Source organism: Cytobacillus firmus (assembly GCF_023657595.1).
GTDB lineage: Bacteria > Bacillota > Bacilli > Bacillales > Cytobacillaceae > Cytobacillus > Cytobacillus firmus_B.
The window spans coordinates 3051684-3069116 of record NZ_CP098323.1; the positions used below are offsets into that span (position 1 = coordinate 3051684).

Sequence of the window (17433 nt, forward strand, 5' to 3'; positions counted from 1 at the left end):
TGGTTTTTTGAATTTTGGAGCATTATGCATATTTGTTTGGGCACAATTTAAGTAGTGAACTTATTAAGTATTATTACCATTTTAGGAGGTGTATGTCTTACTTTTTAGTAAGACTGCTTGTTGACAACCATAAATTTATTATTGATTGCATTATTAATAGCATTAACCGCATTCTTCGTAGCAACCGAGTTTGCGATTGTAAAGGTCCGTGTTTCCCGAATTGATCAGCTGATTGCTGAAGGGAATAAAAGGGCTATAGCGGCAAAGAGAGTCGTCACGCACCTCGATGAATATTTATCGGCCTGCCAATTGGGGATTACTATCACCGCATTAGGTCTCGGTTGGCTTGGTGAGCCAACGGTTGAAAAGTTATTGCATCCGTTATTTGAGAGGTTTGAAATAGCAGAGTCCCTTACCCATATTTTATCATTTGGTATTGCCTTTGCTTTAGTCACCTTCCTGCATGTCGTTGTAGGAGAGCTTGCACCTAAAACCGTTGCCATTCAGAAAGCGGAAGCAGTTACAATGGCGTTCGCAGCACCGATTATCTGGTTCTACCGAGTGATGTTCCCATTCATTTGGTTCTTAAATGGATCTGCCCGGGTACTCGTTGGCCTATTTGGTTTAAAGCCGGCTTCTGAGCATGAAATGGCCCATTCTGAAGAAGAACTGCGAATTCTTTTATCCGAGAGTTATAAGAGCGGTGAGATCAATAAGAATGAATTAAAGTACGTGAACAATATCTTTGAATTTGATGAAAGAATTGCAAAAGAAATCATGGTGCCGCGAACAGAGATGATTACGATTGCTTCAGATCATACACTGGCAGAAATTATGCAAACCATCCAAACAGAAAATTACACGCGATACCCTGTTGAAGATGGGGATAAGGATAATATCCGCGGGTTTATTAATGTAAAAGAATTTCTGACAGCCAGTCTTACAGACAGGATTACCCCGGAGAATCTTGATCTTGACTCCTTTATTAACCCGGTCATCCATGTCATTGAAAGCATTCCAATTCATGACCTGCTTGTCAAAATGCAAAAGGAACGCATTCATATTGCCATTTTAATGGATGAATATGGCGGAACTTCCGGATTGGTGACCGTTGAAGACATTCTTGAAGAAATAGTCGGTGAGATCCGTGATGAATTTGATGAAGATGAAGTTCCTGAGATACGAAAGCTAAACGATAACCATTATATCCTTGATTCCAAGCTTCTTATTGAAGATGTCAATAATCTGCTTGGCACGGATTTTGAGCATGAAGACGTAGATACTATTGGCGGCTGGTTCCTTACACAGCATATGGAAGCAGAGATAGGAACAGAGATTGAAGCGGATGGATTTACTTTTAAAGTCCACGAAAAAGATGGACACCAGCTTCATTATCTGGAGGTTTTTAAAAGCAAGCCCCAGTTAGCTTAAGAAAAAACGGCGGCTCCGATTTCGGCAGCCGCCATTTTTGTGTCTATATAAAGTGAAACTACAATCAGCAGGGAGTGCTTTTCTCCCTGCTGATTGTTAGTTGAGGCCCACAGGAAGTGGGTCACAAAGACGTTGCCACAGGACGTGGCGTTCTTAGTCTTTATCCTTCTTTCGGGCCTTTACGGGCAGTTTGACCCCCACTTATCCTCCTTTGGTTCTTCTGAGTCTTGAAGCGGGGTCTTACTGACCGTTAGACAGCGATAAATACTTGATTGTTTTCCTATTACCCGTTAGACTGACTTATGTACTTGAAGAATTACCTTTTTATAAATTTACAGGATGTGTGGCTATGTCAGAAATTGTTATCAGCTTAATTGAATTTTTAAAACAGTTCTCTTACTTTGGAATATTGCTTGCCCTCTGCTTTGAATTTGTTCCGGCAGAAGTGGTTCTCCCTTTGGCCGGCTTTTGGGTCTTCCAGGGTGACTTTAATTATTATCTGGTTGTATTAGCAGGCACTGTGGGAGGAACGATCGGGCCGCTGACATTATATGCGCTGGGCCGATATGGCGGCCGTCCCATGGTTTTAAAATACGGAAAATACTTCTTAGTTTCACAAAAACAGATTGATGCTTCGGACAAGTTCTTTGAGAAGTACGGTTCTGGGGTCGCTTTCTTTGCCCGCTTTATGCCGGTTGTCCGTACAGCAATATCGATTCCATGCGGAATGGCCAAAATGAATGTGTGGAAGTTCTCAATCTATACATTCCTGGCAATGCTTCCGATTACCGCATTCTATGTTTATCTTGGGTTTAAACTTGGCCCTCATTATAAAGAAGCAGAGGAAATTTTCAATAGCTACGCCCTTCCTCTAGTCCTGATTATCCTTGCGGGACTCATTATTTTCTTTGCTTACAAATTCATCAGCAAGCGCAAGAGCAAAAGTATCTAAATCGAAAACGGCACTGAATGAGCAGTGCCGTTTTTTCTATACAAAAAACTTTGAAGCCCAGGCAATATAATAGGCCCCGGGTATAAATATGATCTGAGCAAGGACAGTCCCGATCAATCTGGAGGTAACCATCATAATGGAGATTCCTTTTAAACTCGTATACTTGGCTTTTCCGCGCACCACATTATCTGACATGACAGAAATTTTTGGGTCTACAAAAATCGATAGCAGGATTGTTGCTACACCGTTTATCAGGCCAGATGCCATAATCGCTGTTCTTGAGCTATCATGTGTAAGCAGCGAAGCATATAGTGCTGACAGCACTCCAATTGTATAGATGGCGGTTACAAACATATTGAATAAAAATAGCCGTTTGGGTATTTCACTGAATTTAAGTCCATTTAAATAGGAGATTCCCGGAAACTTAAAATGGCTGATTGCTGTCTTTGCCGATTTCAAGCTAAACCCGACTTTTAGCAGCGAAGGCACTGACCCTTCTGCATCGGCGAGACGGATAATGGCTCTTGAGAAAATCGCTATGAATGTCGGCAGCAGCAAAATTCCAACGATGGTCCCTATTGTGGATGCCCCAATTAACACCCTGAACTGATTTTCAACGTAACCGAGAAAGTTTTGTTCTGGAGCAGTATCAATAATACTCCCAAGCAGCGGCTGCTGCCCCATGTTCGCCATTCGTGAAACAATGACAATGGTACTGAACAAAGAAAGCCCTGATGCGATCAGCTTGACCCTGGCACCCGATAATCGGACAGCATAGGCCAGTGTTTCAATACTATGTATAAGAATGATGAATAAGGAAGTAAACAGGATTTTCCCCGTAATTAGATCCAAAAAGAACACTTCTTTCATTTTTTCCTGATTATACCATTATGTTGGGAATGATTGAAGTGCGATGAAAAGATAAATACAGTTTCAAAAATACCTATATACCATATCCACATTCCCCTTTCTCCCGCTCTTACAATCTTATCACCAGCATCAACATGCCTAATAGAAAAGAACTAAACGGAATCCAATCAAAATTTTAGAGAAATAACATATAAAGAGAAATTAAAATAATGCCTGCCAAGATCGTTATGCTTTTATTTACTGAATGACTTTCCTTCGATTTTAGATGGACACAATGCCTATTTACCGTCATTATGTTTGTCGAGCATTTACTTAAGAAATTGATCTGATTTCCCTTTAGGAATACTGAGGCTTTCCCACTCACCACTTTTTATTAGTTTGCCGATATAAACAATCTGTCCAACATGGTAAGAATAATGTGCCATCTGCCTTTCTATTGCATCTATAACTAGATGGCTCTCGCCTCGAATAGTGATATTTTTAAGAAGATCCTGCTCTTTTAAACTTTCTAACGCGGAAAACAGCACCTTCCACCCTCTTTCCCAAATCAAAATTAGTTCATCTTTTGAAGCAGTAGCTGTTGAAAATTCCTCATCTCTGTTTCGATAAGGCTTTTCTCCATCTGAGATCAAAAAATCTGTCCACCGTGAAACCATATTGCCGTTCATATGCCTGATAATTACTGCTGTACTATTGGACTCTTCATTGAAAGTCCAATTCAACTCCTCCCCGGAAAGCCGCTGAATGGTTATATCCGCCAATTCCTTCACAGCCTGAAATCTTTTCTTTACGATCTTTAGATATGTTGAACCTAAGCTCATAGTATGACCTCCTTTTTATCTTCAGTAAGATCGTGACTCATTAGGTACATAATGGGAAAAATAAAAGATGCAGTCAGAGGAAGCCGTTTTCGGAGCAAAAGCAGACGCAGGATTAACCACCAATTCCCTTTATCACTCGCCTTTTCGCCATTGTTCCTCTCGACTAAGTGCCATACCAGCTTAGCAGCTTCTGGACTTCACCATCAATATAATCTCTTAAATCATAAAGCTTAGTAAAATCTATGTCAGTATGATCATTTGCAGCTGAACTATATATTCCCACTATCTTTTGAATAGCAGATATAAACTCATCCGGCATTGACTTCAGTGCCCACTCCCCGGCTTCATACTTGGATGATATAACATCTTCCTTGAGATACCAATATATCCGAATCATATTTAAGACACTATAAACAGGATCCTCTTTAAGATTTTCAAGGCAATCACGATAATCCCCCAGGATAGAAGACAGGTAGTCCTCTCTCGGCACATTAGGAAAGGTTGCTTTTATAGATTCGCCAGCAGCACAAATCCCTCGATGATGAAGGATTGTAATATGAGCAGCCAAGTCAGGATCATAACCTGAAACGCTATGCGGATCCACTTCTTCTTCAAATCTCTCCCGCCAAAATTCACTATAGTGAAAATCAAACGGACATGGATGCTGCCAATTGATGAGATCTTTTTCATTCAAAAAGCTGACTTCAATGGGGAATGGTGCATTGGAGCACTTTAAGAGTAACTTTGCCATCTTACTTTTAATAACAGATGACAAGGAATGATACGTTACAACTAAAATATCAACATCACTTCTATCAGGGTTAAATCCGCCCATCGCCAGTGAGCCATGCAAATAAAAACCTTTAAAATTATCCTTTAATAGGAACTTTGCTTCTTCTAATAACTGATTAACCATTTCCATTACATCAGGCTTACTCATGCCAAAAGCTCCCCGCTTCATTTCAAGTTATCATAATACAGAATCGTGCGGCCCTCATTTATTTTGTTCATAAACACGCAATAATTCTTCCACCGGAATACCATTGATCTTCATTCCAGCAATGCTGCTATCGGAAACTTCAACATTTTTCAAACGGCAGTTCGTTATTTTACTCCCTTCCAGGTTACATCCATGAAAGGAAACGGGATTCTCTCCACCCCGAAGATTTGTCTCAGTAAATTGCACTCCGCTTAATGTAACATGCATGAACCTGCTTTCGGATAGATTCAAGTCGGCAAACAGCGTTTTTTGGAGATTAATATTTTGAAACTTTGAATGACTTAAATTACAATTGCTGAAATGTGCTTTACTCAGGCTGCTGTTGCTGAACGAACTTTCCGCCATATTCACTTTGTAAAATTCAGTGTTTCCCATATCGGAGTTCTCAAATTGAGAATCTCTAAGATCCTGTTTCGAAGGACCGGTTCGTTTCTCATAACAATACTCTTCATCCGTTTTAAAAGATAATTGAAAGCCCATTTTCTCGTAGAAGTGATGATTATTGATTTGTCTGGCCGATGTTTCGAGTTCCCATGCCTTCACATAGGGATAATGATTTTCTATAAACGTAATGACAGCTGAACCAATTCCGCACCCCTGTAGATCAGGCCGCATAAAAATCCGATCAATCCGTCCATATGATTTTCCGGAAATCGTAACGATAATCCCGCCTGCTATTTCATTTTTATAAATTACTTTATAATAATCCAGTTCCTGAATCATATATTTCGTCATTTGCAGGGAATCATATCCGGGAGGCTGAATATTAAAATCTGATATTTGTTCATCACCTGTAAGCCATTTTTGAGCTTCCTCATCAAATGCAGCTTTCATAATGTCTGTTAACCGCACTGCATCTTTCATCATTGCTTTTTCAATCAATATTTCCATTTTAACGTTCTCCTTTACCGTGACAGAAACAAGGCAGGCACCTTAATCCTTCTCCATTATCGCTTTTTCTGTATTAGTCCAATCCCCAGCCCAACCGGATCCGCCAAATAGGCAAGGTAAAAGTCATCAAATTCCATTTTAGCTCTTACAACCATTGCTCCATTCTCTGTTGCAAGTGATATGGTTTCATCAATCGATTCTACTTCAATCTGAATCCTGGTTCCATGCGGGTAATCACTTGGTCCTTTACTGATTCCCCCATTAATTGCTTGATTTTGAGTTCCTTCAGTATGGACGGGCCGATACCCCCACTTCGGCTCTTCTATCTCCCAGTTAAAAACTTTGGAATAAAACTCAGCTGCTTTTTCCGGATCCTGACAGTTTAATTCAAACCCAACTACTTTTGCCATTGCAATCTCCTGCTTTCAACTATTTAATATGTATTTTTCTAATAACCATTTCGATTGATAGAATTTCAGCAAAATCAAGACAAGCTGCTTAAAACCACATGACCAATCATGTTGATTCCACCAATACTATATCGTATATGTTCCATATCCTCACCCTAATTTCCTCCCATCAGCTTTTAAATGCTCCAGCCTCTTAAAATCCTTGCTCAAGCAAGCCTGTTTAAATCGCTTAGTCTGTTTAAGGCTGTTAATGTCAGAGCGATTGTCATAGGATAGCTGAATATGAAAATAGTTGATATACTCCAGAATGGCAAAGACATAGATAAAGCCGGCAATCACAAGCCCCAGCGGAACTGCAGGATGCCATATCATGTAGTCTGCCATGAATGCACCTGGAATCACTGTAATTATGCCTAAATTCCATTTCTCGGAAACTCTTAGCCGCTGTATAAGCCTGATCGGGGCAACTGACGTATTTTCTCTTTTTAATCGCTTCCATTTTACAACCCAATAAATGGAGCCCTGAAGCAATATGAGCTCCAGCAGCAGAAATGATGACCAGAAAGAAAAAAGTGAATATAAATGGAGATCCGGATATGTATAGTTCACCAGGTAACTGATGAATAAAAACATGATAAGACTCATTGATTCTCCGGTAAAAAGATATGAAAGTCTCTTCAGCACTCTATTTCTCAATCTGAAATCCCCCTTTTCCGAGTAAGAACTGCTCCTCATGTATTACGAATATTCTCAAATATAGTTTCAAAAAATAAGTCCCTTCCTTAAATCGAATGAAATTGTGCATTTCGGTAAAACTAAAAAAAATACATATTATGGAGTGAAATAATGCAAAATCCATTCGAGGCCATTAAGGAAACCATTAAGAATTTTGTTGATAACGAACCAAAGCCGCCGCTTCATGTCGGGGAGGTTATGGATTTATGGACTCTGTATACAGCATTCCATGAAGCCCACTCCCTTTACTATATTGCTTTAAATATGACCACAGATCCTGAACTATTGCATATTATACGCTCCTCCATTGAAGGAAGCAGGGCAGACACAAAAATGATTGAAGATTTTTTGCTTAAAGAAGGGGTGCCGCTGCCTTTAACTAATGCCGAAAAACCACTTTCCAACCCGGATTCTGTTCCTGAAGGTGTAAAGTTAACGGAAGATGAAATAGCTAATTTAATATCTGTAAAACTCGCAGCAAGCATAACCTTCTGTGCACAGGCTATGAGTAAAACAGTCAGAACAGATGTGGGGTTAATGTTCTTTTCCTTACAGGTGCACTTAATGGAAATAGCATCCCCTCTTAAGAATTTAATGAAGGAAAGAGGATGGCTGAGAATCCCGCCAAGCTATATGCCGCCTGGCACTCCTGAAAGAAATTAATACCCGCTCTGATAGACTGCTGCCTCTGATCATCGGAGCAGGAGTCTTTTATTCATTTAAGCCGATACACGGACTGGCACAGAATATTTTCTTCCGCGTATTCCTATAGTGGTGATGAACATGAAAATATTAGGTACGATAAGAAGAATGATAAAAGGCGAGGCCAGGAAATTCTTCGATAACAGAATGGAAAGGAATAAAGACAGGCTGTGAGCTTTCGGCAATAGCAGGAAGCTCTAATTTGACCTGATATAATGCAAATGCCAGGACAAATATAAAAGCAGCGAAATAGTAGAATGCAGAATACCACCATTTCCAGGAGATATAATTGATAAAATCCAGCTTAACGTAACCATTTCGAAAAGCACCGAAAAAATGACCCAGGCTGCTGTATAAAAGAAAAAAGAACGCCTGCTTTCCGGCATAAAATTAAAAGATGATCCCAAATGATGCCCCAAGAGTTAATTCAATGATATGAACCCCCAGCTGTACTCCCCCTCCGTTTAACTCATACAGCCGAAAATATAAACTTAGCGTTACGTCTGTACTTAAGTTAATCAAAGCAATGACAGCCCAGCTGAAGTATATTTCTTTATTTGTTAAACGTTTTGGCATAAACCTGATTACATGAGATTAATGGCCAATGAAAGATAAGGAAACCAATACATACAATGAACCGCCTTTTATTTTTTCAATGCTTTTAATGTAAAGAACTTATCTCCCCCAACAGATAATCAAAGTTTTAATATATTTTTCCTTATTCATCAATTTGCTATGCAAAGATCATGTTCCCGATTTTGTCAACTCAGGTTATGGTCTCGTAAAAAGTATGGTTGACCTGTAAGCATTTGGGTATTTTAAAACTAAGATTGCCCTATATACATCACGTTCACACATGCATTTTCATACATGAAAGGAGAGTGTTATGCAAAAAGGAAGCTTTCAATTAGTTCTGCAGACAGGAAGTTTGGTTGTCGGCTTCATGGTGTGGGTCATTCTTTCCTCACTTATGCCCTATATCCAGTCCGATATTGCCCTCAAGCCGGGAGAGGTGGCGTTAGTCACGGCCATCCCTGTCATATTGGGGTCTTTATTAAGAGTCCCAATCGGCTACTGGACCAACCGGTATGGTGCAAGGCCTATTTTTACCATAAGCTTCATTGTCTTGATTCTGCCTGTGTTTGTGATCAGTTTAGCAGGTACGAAGATGACCCTCATCCTCGGAGGGCTTTTACTGGGAATAGGCGGAGCAGTTTTCTCTGTCGGTGTTACCTCCTTGCCCAAATACTATCCAAAAGAACGGCACGGTTTTGTAAACGGCATTTATGGCGCCGGCAACATCGGCACAGCATTAACCGCTTTTTTGGCGCCGGTACTGGCAAACAGCTTCGGCTGGCGAATTACGGTGCAGTTCTTTATCATCCTTTTAGCACTCATTGCGGTATTAAACTTCCTGCTTGGTGACCGTAAGGAAAAGAAAGTCCAGGTGTCTCTCGGGGAGCAGATTAAAAGTGTTTACCGCAATCCCAAGTTATGGCTGTTAAGTTTGTTTTATTTCATCACGTTCGGATCCTTCGTAGCTTTTACCATTTATTTGCCCAATTTCCTTGTAAATCACTTTGGACTGGATAAAGTGGATGCAGGACTTCGGACGGCCGGCTTTATTGCAATTGCTACCTTTTTGCGCCCTGTCGGCGGTTGGCTTGGGGATAAATTCAATTCCTTTGTCATTTTGATGCTTGTATTCTCCGGGCTGACATTCGGCGGCTTTCTCCTATCCTTCACGCCATCACTTCCGATCTACACAGTTGGATGTCTCGGTGTAGCAATTTGTGCAGGAATCGGAAATGGTACGATATTTAAACTTGTGCCCATGTATTTTTCCAAACAAGCCGGGATTGTCAATGGGATAGTTGCTGCTATGGGGGGACTTGGCGGATTTTTCCCGCCGATTATTTTAACCATCCTGTTCGATTGGACCGGGCATTATGCCATTGGTTTTATGGCATTATCCGAATTTGCCCTTGCAAGCTTAATTCTGGTCGTTTGGCTTTACTACCAGGATAAACTCAGCTTATCGAAACAGGTCCTTGAAAGTACTGAGTCCGGCATGATGATTACCGATTTAAAAGGAATTATTAAAAAAGTAAATCCTGCCTTTACAAAGGTTACTGGATATACACCGGAGGAAGCGGTCGGCAAAACACCTGCAATCCTGCAGTCAGGAAAACATACAAAAGATTTTTATAAGCAGATGTGGGAGGAAATTGAGACGAAAGGATATTGGCAGGGTGAAATCTGGAACAAAAAGAAAAACGGAGAGATCTTTCCAGAGTGGCTAACCATCAGTACCATCAAAAATGATGCAGAAGAACCAAAGCTGCATGTTGCGATGTTCAGCGATATCTCAAAAAAATAAAAAACAGCTTCCTCCATGGGAGCTGTTTTCTACTTTATAGGCCAGATGCGGTTCCTTCATCGTTTTCACGCAACTCTTGCAAATGTCCTTTATGGTTCATTCCGAATAACACTCTTTCCTCTGCACGATTGTGAATATCCACCAGCAGGAGAATGGTTTTAAAACGGTCAATCACTTCTTCCGTTACTCCATCACGCGGAATTCTTTCCTTCAGATCAGAAACAAGCATTCTTAAGAGATCATGATCTCTGATCAGCTTAATGACTTCCTCCTTCAGGTCCGGTTTATCGTTCATAACCTCCTGATAAAACCCTTCCTCTTCGGAATCCGCATGGGCAATGGTTCTGGTCTCCCAATGCTCCACGAGAGCCTCTGCAGCAATCCCGCACTCCTTCTCTCTGCCTTCACGATCCAGTTTAACGAGCACTTCAGTGAGATCGCGGCCTTCCGTATAATACCCGTCATGAATGGATTGGTGTGAATAATGGTTTTTTAACGCTGGGCCTGCCAACAATAATTCCTCCTTGTAAAGGAAAAAGAAAGGCTGTATCACGATGAAGCCTTTCCGCTCCTTATTTCTTTTAGCGCTTAGTTACATCCTGATTTTTAGCAGGCGACATTTTCCGATACACAAGATATCTCCTTTTCAGATAAGCCAAAGGCAGGCTCCACACATGAACCAGCCTTGTAAATGGCCAGATGGCAAATAGGACAAATGCCAGCAATACATGTGCCTGGAAGCCGATCGGCGCTCCGATCATATAGGCGGGATCCGGGTTAAAGGTTAAAAGCCCTCTAAACCATGGGCCAATGGTCACCCTGTAATCGAAATCCCCTCCGGATGCCGTGTATCCGACTGTGTTGGTAAAACCGACGATGACCACAATGCCAAGCATAACGAGTGATAGCCAGTCTTTGAATTGGCTGTTCACTTTAATCCGTTTTACGGATGCACGTCTTGCAAATAGCAATGCACCGCCGATTACGCAAATGACTCCAGCCGCTCCGCCAAACCAGACGGCGCCAAAATGATACATATGCTCCGTAATCCCCACAGTATCGTAGAATACTTTAGGTATCAATACGCCTGCTACATGACCGAAAAACACGAAGACAATGCCCCAATGGAACAGAATGCTGCCCCATTTAAGCTTTTTCTTTTCCAGGAATTCACTTGATTTAGCCGACCAGCCAAACTGGTCTGTATTGTAACGGTAAATATGCCCGAGCACGAATATCGTCAGACAAATATAAGGGAAAATCACCCATAAAAACAGATCAAGACTGCTCATATGATTCTCCTTTCATCCGAGCTGCCAATTGTATCAGATGCGCGAAGCAGCTTGATGCAGTCGACACATGCCGCCAGCAGGAAGTGATAAGGACTGTTCTGGGCTTCAAGTTCCAAAGACAGGCGCTCAATTGACCGAAAGTGCAGCTTCAGCAGCTTAGCTGATTTCTCAGGTTCCGTAATAGCCGCAAATTCCAAAATAAGCGGCAGATAGTCCGGAAGCTCGCCGCTCTCGAGCTCTGCCCCCGCCTCCTTGAATTCCTGCCTCAATTTAACCAGCGCCGGCCCTCTCTCCCGATTATCTTTAAACACGGAATATGTCAGGTACAAGGTGCTGCGTTCATTAAAATCAAAGGTCAGGACATAATTTTGGCACAGATTCTCATAAGCAGTACTGTCCAGATAGTTCAAAAATTTCTTCAGGCTGGCGGCGATTTGCTTATCATCCAGGGAGTCCGCTTCACTATGCAGGTCAGGCAAATAGTCTTTCCATTCACTGGATGGGTACTGAAGCAGGACAGATGCTAAATTATAGACCGCTTGGCTTTGATTCATCCAAATCACTCCAATATTCCTCGCCGTAATAGTAAAGCGGATCTCTTTCGGAACCGACACTGCAGGAATTACAGTCTGTGGCCAAATCATCAAAGCCGGCATTTCCTTGCATTTTGTGCATATCACCGATTCTTTCTTTATGGGAAGCTGGGATCACATATCGGTCGGAATACTTGGCAATAGCTGAGAGTTCATACATATCGCGAGCTGTCTCTTCTGTCATTCCCGATGCTTGCAGTACGCTTGTGTCCGGTTCTTTTCCCAGGTTGATCTGGCGCATATAGGTCCGCATCGCAACAAGCTTTTTAAGCACAGATTTAATCACTTCTGTATCACCTGCTGTGAACAAATTGGCTAAATACTCGATTGGGATCCTGAACTGGTTAATCGTTGGGAAAATGATGTTTGGATCCAAATCATCAAGTTGTCCTCCGAACGCATTCACAAATGGGCTTAGCGGCGGAACATACCAAACCATCGGCAGCGTGCGATATTCAGGATGAAGCGGAAGCGCAATCCGCTGTTCCACGGCCATTTTATAAACTGGCGATCTTTGCGCGGCTTCAATCCAATCATCCGGAATGCCTTCTTTTTTCGCTTCCTTAATTACTTCCGGATCATGAGGATCCAGGAACATATCCAGCTGGGCTTCGTATAAATCTTTATCATCAGGAACAGATGCCGCTTCCTTCACTTTATCGGCATCATATAGGACAATCCCGATATAGCGAAGCCTGCCGACACAGGTTTCCGAACAGACAGTTGGCAGCCCTGCTTCAATTCTCGGATAACAGAAGGTGCATTTTTCAGCTTTATGGGTCTTCCAGTTAAAATAGACTTTTTTATACGGACATCCCGTCATACAGAACCGCCAGCTGCGGCATGCTTCCTGGTCCACAAGCACAATACCGTCTTCTTCCCGCTTGTACATGGCTCCTGATGGGCAGGAAGACACGCAGGAAGGATTCATGCAGTGCTCACAAATCCTCGGCAGATACATCATAAATGCCTGTTCAAATTCAAATTTAATTTGATCATCCAGCCCAGCCATGTTCGGATCCTTCTTTCCGGTTACATGCACACCTGCGAGGTCATCCTCCCAGTTCGGGCCCCATTGGATGTCCATATACTCACCTGTCAGCTGGGACTTTGGCCTTGCTACCGGCTGATGTTTTTTCTCAGGGCTCTGAATCAGGTTTTCATAGTCATATGTCCAGGGCTCATAATAATCATCAATATCGGCAAGGTCAGGGTTATAGAAGATATTGAGCAGTTTATTGACGCGGCCGCCTGCCTTCAGCTCCAGCTTCCCATTTTTCAGCGCCCACCCGCCTTTTCTCAGCTCCTGGTTTTCCCATTCCTTCGGATAGCCGATGCCCGGCTTGGTCTCCACATTGTTCCACCATTGGTATTCAACACCCGGACGGTTCGTCCAGGTGTTTTTACAGGTCACACTGCAGGTATGGCAGCCGATGCATTTATCAAGATTCATGACCATCCCGAACTGCGCTTTAATCTTCAAGCCAATCCACCTCATCCCTGTTCATTTTCCGGATAACCACCTTTTCATCCCTCTGGTTCCCAGTTGGTCCATAGTAATTAAATCCGTAGCTAAACTGAGCATAGCCGCCAATCATTTGAGTCGGCTTCACATGGATTCTTGTCGGGCTGTTAAAGGTGCCTCCGCGCTGTTTGGTGATAGGGGAACCAGGCACATTAATGTGGCGTTCCTGAACGTGATACATGAACACGATTCCCTGTGGCATTCTGTGGCTGACCACAGCTCTGGCCACGACGACACCGTTCCGGTTATACATCTCAATCCAGTCATTATCCTCTATGCCGACAGACGCAGCATCTTCATTATTGAGCCAGACATGCGGCCCGCCGCGGAAAAGGGTCAGCATTGGGAGCGTATCTCCGTATGTGCTGTGATACGACCACTTAAAATGCGGTGTTAAATAGCTAAGGGTGATTTCATTTCCTTTGCCTGCAGGCTCATGATCACCTTTGTAGAAAGCAAGCTTATGGAGCGGCGCCTTAAAGTTCGGAAGCTCTTCGCCAAACTCCAGCATTAAATCATGATCCATGTAAATATGCTGCCTGCCCGTCAGGGTCCTCCATGGCACTAGGCGCTCCACATTTGTGGTAAAAGGATTGTAACGCCGGTTTCCGGTTTCCGTTCCGCTGAATACCGGAGATGAAATAACCTTCCTTGGCTGAGCTGTAATTTCTGCAAAGGACACATGCTCTTCTGCCCTTTCCTCCGCCAAATCCTTCAGCTGCAATCCTGTTTTCTTTTCTAATGCCCCCCAGGCTTTCATCGCAAGCGAACCATTGGTTGTGCTGGACAATGTCAGAATCGTCTCAGCTGCATTCCGATCCGTATATAGGCTTGGCAGGTCTTTGTAATCCTTTGTCTGTGAAGCTGTGCCAATCATGGCCTTCAGCTTTTCATATTCTTTGGCAGCATCCCACCCGATTCCTTTTGATCCGATTGATTCTTTTACATTCGAACCGAGTGCAATGAACTTGTCATACACCTTCGAAAGATCTCTTTTCACCAGATGAAGCCTAGGCATATTAACGCCCGGCTGTGGCTCTGCATCCCCATTTTTCCAGTCCGGTATTTTCCCGTATGCCTGGGAGATTTCGTCCCTGGAATCATGCAAGAGCGGTGTTGCCACAAGATCGGTAATCGGCTCTTTAAAATACTTTCCTGCCATTTCAGAAAAACGCTTCGCCAGATTTTTAAATGCGTCCCAGTCCGATTTGGCTTCCCATGGAGGAGTAATCGCCGGATTGAACGGATGGATAAAAGGGTGCATATCCGTGCTCGAAACATCATATTTTTCATACCAGGTCGCAGACGGCATGATAATATCAGAGTATAAGCCGGTTCCGCACATTCTAAAGTCATAGTCGATCATCAGATCAAGCTTGCCCTCAGGCACCTCCTGCACCCAGCTGATTTCATTGGTCAGGTCTTCCTCATTCTGCTCGCTCAAGTTTCCATGATGTGTACCCAGAAGATGCTTCAGGAAATATTCATGTCCCTTGGCAGAGCTTCCGATCAGGTTGGCCCGCCACACAAACAGGACCTTCGGAAAGTTTTTCGGATCCTCCGGATTTTCGATGGCAAACTTCAGTGTACCTTCCTTCAGCTGCCTGACGACCGATTGAATGATTTCATCTTTGTCTGTCAGTCCAGTTTTTTCGGCAATTTTAATGGAATTTTCATTAAACTGCGGATAGGACGGCAGCCACCCGAGTCTTGCAGAAAGGACATTATAATCACCTGGATGCTTATAAGTCGGTTTGTCGACGAGCGGTGAAATTAATTCATCAGACATTTGATTGTCATAGCGCCATTGCTCAGTTGCAAAATAGAAAAAGGAAGTCCCGTTCTGGAGCCTTGGCGGGCCGCCCCAGTCCCTCGCCATGGCAACGGTCTGCCAGCCTTCAAGCGGCCGGACTTTTTCCTGGCCTACGTAATGCGCCCATCCTCCTCCATTTACACCCTGGCAGCCAGTAAGGAGAACCATATTCAAAATGGCGCGGTAAATCATATCCGAATGGTACCAATGATTAATTCCCGATCCCATGATAATCATGGACCTTCCCTTTGAATCGATGGCATTTTGAGCAAACTCTCTTGCAATCTGTGCACAATCCTTCCTGTTCACCCCTGTGATGCCTTCTTGCCATGAAGGTGTATAAGGCTTCGGATCATCGTAATCCTTCGGGTAATCTCCAGGCAAATCCCGATTCACGCCGCAATTGGCCAGAAGCATATCAAAAACGGTTGTCACCACATAGGTTTCCCCGTCCTTTTTAAACTTTTTAACAGGAATCCCACGCTTTAACACTTCTTTTTTCTCTGTCCCGAAGAACGGAAATCCGGCCATTACAACTTCATCTTCCATACCCTTAAGGGTAAGAACCGGGTCTATGCCATCCAGTTCATTATCACTGTCTTTTAAATGAAGATTCCAGCTCTGGTTATTTTCCCAGCGGTGTCCTATGCTGCCATTAGGAACGGCAAACTCTTTTGTGTTCTTATCGAGCACTACGGTTTTCCATTCCCCGTTCTCTGTTTTTCTGCCAATATCTGATGCTCTTAAAAACTTATCTCCCTGATAAAAGTCACCATTTTTCTTTAACACAAGAAGATAAGGCAGATCTGTATATTGCTTAACATAGTTATTAAAATAGTCCACCTGCTGGTCAACATAGAACTCCTTCAAAATAACATGAGTCATCGCCATGGCGATGGCTCCGTCCATGCCCGCCTGTACAGGCAGCCATTTATCGGCAAACTTAACGAATTCAGCATAGTCAGGGCTTACAGCCACCACTTTAGTTCCGCGATAGCGGGCTTCCACCATGAAGTGCGAATCCGGAGTCCGTGTCTGCGGCAGATTGGAGCCCCAAACCATTAAATAGCTGGAATTATACCAATCCGAGCTCTCCGGCACATCGGTCTGTTCCCCCCAGATCTGCGGTGAAGCAGGAGGCAAATCTGCATACCAATCATAGAAGCTTAAGAGTGATGCCCCAATCAGATTTAAAAATCTCGCACCGCCCGCATAGCTGACCATTGACATGGCTGGGATCGGCGAGAAGCCAAAAATCCGATCAGGTCCAAACTCTTCGATTGTATGAATCAGTGAGGCCGAAATCAGCGTGTTCAATTCATCCCAGCTTGAGCGGACAAAACCGCCTTTACCCCTCGCTGATTTATATCTGGCAGACTTATCTGGATCATTTACAATGCTTTTCCAGGCTTCAACCGGATCTTTATGCTCTTTATAAGCCTCTCTCCACAGCTCAATCAAAGCGCTGCGGACATATGGATAACGGATCCGAATGGGACTGTATGTATACCATGAAAACGTTGCACCTCTTGGACATCCCCTCGGTTCATACTCCGGCATATTAGGCCCTGTGGTAGGATAGTCTGTCTGCTGGGTCTCCCATGTGATAATTCCGTCCTTGACATGCACCTTCCAGCTGCAGGACCCCGTGCAGTTTACACCATGGGTTGTTCTCACTACCTTATCGTGCTGCCATCGTCTCCTGTAAATTTTCTCAGTTTCCCGGTCATAAGGTGAAACGGTGGCATGATCTGTTATGTCCTCCGATTTTCCAAAGTAACGCAATTTCCTCAAAAACGGCGGTATTTTTTTAGTCAATCTTAATCATCCCTTCCTTTCAGAACGTTACTATTGTTTACAAAATTAGGGGAAGTTATCCTGTTTGGTGTAATTATGGAAGATAATAGACTCTGGTTGGCGAATACCCTGTTATACATAGTTTAAACATTATTTTTCCAATTATTTGAATAGTTTTAAAATAAAAAAAGAGAGCAGACCCGTAAGAAAACTTGGTCAAC

At 43.0% G+C, this 17433-nt stretch carries 16 protein-coding genes; 4 read left to right on the forward strand and 12 right to left on the reverse strand.

The annotated features are described in order from the left end of the window. Positions 1-120: 120 nt before the first annotated feature. Both NAF01_RS15430 and NAF01_RS15435 read left to right on the forward strand, forming a co-directional pair. A complete protein-coding gene (locus tag NAF01_RS15430; protein WP_163141004.1) occupies positions 121-1431 on the forward strand; it encodes a hemolysin family protein in 1311 nt (436 codons plus the stop codon). Between the two features lie 349 nt (positions 1432-1780). After that, positions 1781-2383, forward strand: a complete 603-nt coding sequence (locus NAF01_RS15435) for a DedA family protein (protein ID WP_163141007.1) — start codon at positions 1781-1783, stop codon at positions 2381-2383. Between the two features lie 36 nt (positions 2384-2419). On the opposite strand, the gene NAF01_RS15440 is transcribed toward NAF01_RS15435, so the two are convergent. The 6 genes from NAF01_RS15440 to NAF01_RS15465 form a co-directional block, all read right to left on the reverse strand. Beyond that, positions 2420-3235, reverse strand: coding sequence for a lipid II flippase Amj family protein (locus NAF01_RS15440; protein WP_197216728.1), 816 nt, complete (start codon positions 3233-3235; stop codon positions 2420-2422). 326 nt (positions 3236-3561) lie between these two features. Beyond that, entirely contained in the window at positions 3562-4074 is a 513-nt protein-coding gene (locus NAF01_RS15445) for a DUF1572 family protein (protein WP_048010001.1), read from the reverse strand. Positions 4075-4237: 163 nt separating this feature from the next. After that, entirely contained in the window at positions 4238-5014 is a 777-nt protein-coding gene (locus tag NAF01_RS15450; RefSeq protein WP_250800763.1) for an aminoglycoside adenylyltransferase domain-containing protein, read from the reverse strand. Positions 5015-5068: 54 nt separating this feature from the next. Further along, positions 5069-5965: a GNAT family N-acetyltransferase gene (locus tag NAF01_RS15455; RefSeq protein ID WP_048009999.1), complete on the reverse strand. Its 897-nt coding sequence runs from the start codon at positions 5963-5965 to the stop codon at positions 5069-5071. 56 nt (positions 5966-6021) lie between these two features. Next, the gene (locus NAF01_RS15460) at positions 6022-6375 is read right to left on the reverse strand and encodes a VOC family protein (RefSeq protein ID WP_048009998.1); all 354 of its coding nucleotides are present in this window, start codon (positions 6373-6375) and stop codon (positions 6022-6024) included. Between the two features lie 150 nt (positions 6376-6525). Continuing rightward, complete coding sequence (locus NAF01_RS15465) at positions 6526-7071, reverse strand: general stress protein (RefSeq protein WP_250800764.1); 546 nt, start codon at positions 7069-7071, stop codon at positions 6526-6528. A 150-nt stretch (positions 7072-7221) separates the two neighbouring features. On the opposite strand from NAF01_RS15465, the gene NAF01_RS15470 reads away from it, so the two are divergent. Further along, entirely contained in the window at positions 7222-7773 is a 552-nt protein-coding gene (locus NAF01_RS15470) for a DUF3231 family protein (RefSeq protein ID WP_048009997.1), read from the forward strand. Positions 7774-8202: 429 nt separating this feature from the next. On the opposite strand, the gene NAF01_RS15475 is transcribed toward NAF01_RS15470, so the two are convergent. Then, complete coding sequence (locus NAF01_RS15475; RefSeq protein ID WP_156185167.1) at positions 8203-8388, reverse strand: hypothetical protein; 186 nt, start codon at positions 8386-8388, stop codon at positions 8203-8205. A 310-nt stretch (positions 8389-8698) separates the two neighbouring features. On the opposite strand from NAF01_RS15475, the gene NAF01_RS15480 reads away from it, so the two are divergent. Then, positions 8699-10192 (forward strand): nitrate/nitrite transporter, encoded by a 1494-nt coding sequence (locus NAF01_RS15480; RefSeq protein ID WP_048009995.1) that lies wholly within the window; start codon positions 8699-8701, stop codon positions 10190-10192. A gap of 34 nt (positions 10193-10226) precedes the next feature. Here NAF01_RS15480 and NAF01_RS15485 read toward each other — a convergent pair whose 3' ends face one another. The 5 genes from NAF01_RS15485 to NAF01_RS15505 all read right to left on the reverse strand — a co-directional run bounded on the left by NAF01_RS15485 (position 10227) and on the right by NAF01_RS15505 (position 17233). Then, entirely contained in the window at positions 10227-10703 is a 477-nt protein-coding gene (locus NAF01_RS15485; protein WP_048009994.1) for a hemerythrin domain-containing protein, read from the reverse strand. A 70-nt stretch (positions 10704-10773) separates the two neighbouring features. After that, the gene (narI, locus tag NAF01_RS15490; RefSeq protein ID WP_048009993.1) at positions 10774-11484 is read right to left on the reverse strand and encodes a respiratory nitrate reductase subunit gamma; all 711 of its coding nucleotides are present in this window, start codon (positions 11482-11484) and stop codon (positions 10774-10776) included. Continuing rightward, positions 11481-12038 carry a nitrate reductase molybdenum cofactor assembly chaperone gene (narJ, locus tag NAF01_RS15495; protein ID WP_048009992.1) on the reverse strand — a complete coding sequence of 186 codons (558 nt, stop codon included), beginning with the start codon at positions 12036-12038 and terminating at the stop codon, positions 11481-11483. The genes narI and narJ overlap by 4 nt, the downstream gene beginning before the upstream one ends. Next, a complete protein-coding gene (gene narH, locus NAF01_RS15500; RefSeq protein ID WP_048009991.1) occupies positions 12013-13560 on the reverse strand; it encodes a nitrate reductase subunit beta in 1548 nt (515 codons plus the stop codon). The genes narJ and narH overlap by 26 nt, the downstream gene beginning before the upstream one ends. Then, a complete protein-coding gene (locus tag NAF01_RS15505) occupies positions 13550-17233 on the reverse strand; it encodes a nitrate reductase subunit alpha (protein ID WP_048009990.1) in 3684 nt (1227 codons plus the stop codon). Before NAF01_RS15505 ends, narH begins: the two co-directional genes overlap by 11 nt. Positions 17234-17433 lie beyond the last annotated feature (200 nt).